This window comes from Streptomyces alkaliphilus, from assembly GCF_014141535.1.
Lineage (GTDB): Bacteria > Actinomycetota > Actinomycetes > Streptomycetales > Streptomycetaceae > Streptomyces > Streptomyces alkaliphilus.
The window spans coordinates 1-3,854 of the sequence record NZ_VKHT01000483.1 but is presented as its reverse complement, the minus strand read 5'-3'; the positions used below and the strand labels follow the sequence as shown (position 1 = coordinate 3,854).

The window sequence follows — 3,854 nt, the reverse complement described above, 5'->3', positions numbered from 1 at the left end:
CTGCATGACGGGTGGGGTGTCTCCTCGATCGTTCCGACGGCCCGCGATGATCCGCGACGGCCGGAGGGGATTCCGGCGGGCCCCGACGTATCCCGATGGACCCCGGCGGGCTCAGCGGGTCCGGTCGGCGCGGTCCACGCCGTCCCAGAGGTTGTCATACCAGGGGCGGGCGACGGCGCCTCGCCCGCGATCGGCGCGCTCCGGTTCACCCTTGGCGTCGTCCGCGTCGGGCATCACGAAGCCGTACTCACCGGGCCGCACCCAGTGCAGGTGGCGGCGGGCCTGCTGTTCGACGTGGGCCGGGTCCTGCCAACGGGCCTTCTCGTCGCGGAGTTGTTCGACCCGCTCGCGGGCCTCCTCGGCCAGCCGCTCCTGCTCGGCGATCTCCGAGCGCTGGGAGATGTACTGGCGCAGCGGGTAGGCCAGGGCCACCGCCAGCGAGCAGACGACCAGGGCCAGCAGGGCGGCGCGGCCGGTGAGCCGCCCCCGACGGGCGGGGCGGCGCAGGCGCCGGCTCTGCGCGCGGTAGACCCGGGCCGCGGCCTGTTCGCCGAGCACCTTGATGCGGGTCGTGGTGGAGAACCTGCCGGTGGAGAACCTGCCGGTGGAGAACCTGCTCCGCCCCTCGGCCACCCGCTCCTCCTCCGTCGGCGTCCCCGAACGTTCCCGAACGTCCTCGCGTCCCCTCGGACGTCCCGCACATCCCGAACGGCCCGAACAACCGTCCCCGGCCACCGTACGGGACGGTGACCGGGGACGGGACGGCGACAGGCGGCGCGGGGCCGGGGTGTCAGCCCTGCGGGCGGAAGCGCGGGAAGGCGCTGCGGCCGGCGTAGACGGCGGCGTCCTCCAGCAGTTCCTCGATGCGCAGCAGCTGGTTGTACTTGGCCACGCGCTCGGAGCGGGCCGGGGCGCCGGTCTTGATCTGGCCGCAGTTGGTGGCGACGGCCAGGTCGGCGATGGTGACGTCCTCGGTCTCACCGGAGCGGTGGGACATCATGCAGGTGTAGCCGTTGCGGTGGGCCAGCTCGACGGCGTCCAGGGTCTCGGTCAGGGAACCGATCTGGTTGACCTTGACCAGCATGGAGTTGGCGATCTTCCCGTCGATGCCGCGCTGGAGCCGCTCGGGGTTGGTGACGAACAGGTCGTCACCGACCAGCTGGACGCGCTCGCCCAGGCGGGAGGTGATCTTCGCCCAGCCGTCCCAGTCGTCCTCGAACAGCGGGTCCTCGATGGAGACCAGCGGGTAGGCGTCGACCAGCTCGGCGTAGTAGTCGGTCATCTCCTCGGCGCTCCGGGAGCGGCCCTCGAACTCGTAGGAGCCGTCCTTGTGGAACTCGGAGGCGGCGACGTCCAGGGCCAGGGCGATGTCCTGGCCGGGGGTGTACCCGGCGCCCTTGATCGCCTCGAGGATCAGGTCCAGGGCCTCGCGGTTGGAGCCCAGGTTGGGGGCGAAGCCGCCCTCGTCGCCCAGACCGGTGCTCAGCCCGCGCTCCTTGAGCACGGACTTGAGCTTGTGGTAGACCTCCGTGCCCCAGCGCAGCGCCTCGGAGAAGGACTCCGCGCCGATGGGGGCGATCATGAACTCCTGGATGTCCACGTTGGAGTCGGCGTGCGACCCACCGTTGAGGATGTTCATCATCGGGACCGGCAGCAGGTGGGCGTTGGGGCCGCCCAGGTACCGGAAGAGGGGGAGGTCGGCGGAGACCGACGCGGCGTGGGCGACCGCGAGGGAGACGCCGAGGATGGCGTTGGCGCCCAGCGAGGACTTGTCCGGGGTGGCGTCCAGGTCGAGCATGGCCTGGTCGATCAGGCGCTGCTCGGAGGCGTCGTAGCCCAGCAGTTCGGGGCCGATCTGGTCGCTGACGGCCAGGACGGCCTTCTCCACGCCCTTGCCGTTGTAGCGCTCGGGGTCCTTGTCACGCAGCTCCAGTGCCTCGAAGGCGCCGGTGGAGGCGCCGGAGGGCACCGCGGCGCGGCCCGTGCTGCCGTCGTCGAGGCCGACCTCGACCTCGACGGTGGGATTGCCTCGTGAGTCGAGGATCTCCCGGGCTACGACGACGTCGATGGACGGCACGAGGTTCTCCTTCGTGTGGTCGGTCTCCAGCGGTTCGCAGCCTATCGGGCCGACGGCCTCCCGGGGTCCGCCGGCTCGCCCGTCGGACACGACCGGGTGGCTCCCGCCCCCTCGCCCGGGCGAATCACCGCAGGTGGGAAGGGCGGAGCGGAAAAGCATCTTTTTGTTTACGAGGAGAAGAAAACCCGGTGCGGCGGAGCGCGACGTCCGGCCGGACCGTCGCGGGCCGCCGCACCGGGGAGGACCGGGAGGGGAGCCCGGGCGTTTCCGCCCGGGGCCCGTGCCCGATCGGATCGAAGGGCCCGATCGGTGATCGGGTCCGCGATCAGACGTTCAGCTTCTGACCGGGGAAGATCAGGTTCGGGTTGGAGCCGACGACGTCCTTGTTGGCCTCGTACAGCTTCTGCCAGGTGGTGCCGTGTGCGGTGGCGATCTTGTGCAGGGTGTCGCCGGAGGTCACGGTGTAGTTGCCGGTCGCGGTGCGCTCGCCGCCGCGGCTGGCCTTCTGCCCGGAGTCGGAGGCCGCGGGGGCGCTCTGCTGCGGCTGGGCCTGCGGCTGCGACTGCGGCTGCTGCTGCGGGGCGGACTGGGCCGGAGCGCTCTGGTTCTGGCTCTGGCCACCACCGTTGGGGTTGACCTGGGCGGCGGGGCCACCGGCGGTCAGGCCGGCCACCACGCTGCAGTGCGGCCAGGCGCCCGGGCCCTGCATGGCGAGCAGGCGCTCGGCGGTGGCGATCTGCTGGTCCTTGCTCGCCAGGTCGGCCCGCGAGGCGTACTGGGCGCCGCCGGCGGCCTCCCAGCTGGACTGCGAGAACTGCAGGCCGCCGTAGTAGCCGTTGCCGGTGTTGATGGACCAGTTGCCGCCGGACTCGCACTGGGCGACGCGGTCCCAGGTGGCGACCGGGGCGGCGGAGGCCGAGGAGGCGCCGATGACGGGGATGGCCACGGCGGCGCCGGTCACACCGGCGGCCACGACGAGACGGGTGGGCTTGGAGGGACGACGGTGACGACCCTTGCCGGAGAACAGCATGGAGATTCCTTCTCACCGAACGCCTGCGAGGTGAGCTGTCGGGTTCGGGCGTGGTGAGTTGCCCGGCCGGTGGGGAACGCTTCCGCGCTCCTCCGGCTTCACCCCGAGCCGTTCCGGATGGGATCCGGACCGGCGACTTACCTGGGTCCCCCGCTCCTGCCTGCGGTGCTGACGCGTACGACGGCATGCCCTGCGGACCGTCGGCAGGATTCGGCGTGCGGTCCGAGGCGCCCGTTGTGGAACGAGCGGTGGCGACACTAGACACAGCGAGCATCACGATTCAAGAACAATCAAGATCGCGTCACGGGCGTCACTTGACGGGGGCCAGGTGTCGTTACCGCAGGTCACGGACGAATCGGAGGAGTGGGACACACCCGCCACAACCGTATTACCACGAGACGATGGTCACACGATCGGCGCACCCCCAGTGCTGCCATATCGTCACAAAAAGCCCATTGCCCCGAACGCCGCAAGATGCCCGGAAACTGACTTTTCCTCACGCGTTCACCCCGGAGAAGATCCCTACAAAACGGACAATCAATCCGATATCGCCAGCGGCGGGAGGCGTCGGTGCGCCCCGCGCGGTCGGGGCATCGGGGGGCCTGCGGGGGCACTCCGTTCCCCGGTCCCTCCTCCCGCGCGCCGGCGGCGCCGGACCGCCCCGGCCACGCGGTACGGCACCCCGGCGGGCCGGGCCGAACGCGGGGGTCGGGGCACCGGGGAACGGGATACCCGGGCCCCGACCCC

Annotated in this window: 3 protein-coding genes and 1 riboswitch; all 3 genes read right to left on the bottom strand. The window is 71.3% G+C overall.

What is annotated here, in order from left to right; translation table 11 throughout:
- Positions 1–111: 111 nt before the first annotated feature.
- Entirely contained in the window at positions 112–633 is a 522-nt protein-coding gene (locus tag FNQ90_RS15345) for an FtsB family cell division protein (protein WP_182606897.1), read from the bottom strand.
- A gap of 157 nt (positions 634–790) precedes the next feature.
- Positions 791–2,077, bottom strand: coding sequence for a phosphopyruvate hydratase (eno, locus tag FNQ90_RS15340; protein WP_143622378.1), 1,287 nt, complete (start codon positions 2,075–2,077; stop codon positions 791–793).
- Between the two features lie 325 nt (positions 2,078–2,402).
- Entirely contained in the window at positions 2,403–3,107 is a 705-nt protein-coding gene (locus FNQ90_RS15335; RefSeq protein ID WP_182606896.1) for a LysM peptidoglycan-binding domain-containing protein, read from the bottom strand.
- 4 nt (positions 3,108–3,111) lie between these two features.
- Positions 3,112–3,285, bottom strand: a riboswitch (cyclic di-AMP (ydaO/yuaA leader).
- Between the last annotated feature and the right edge of the window lie 569 nt (positions 3,286–3,854).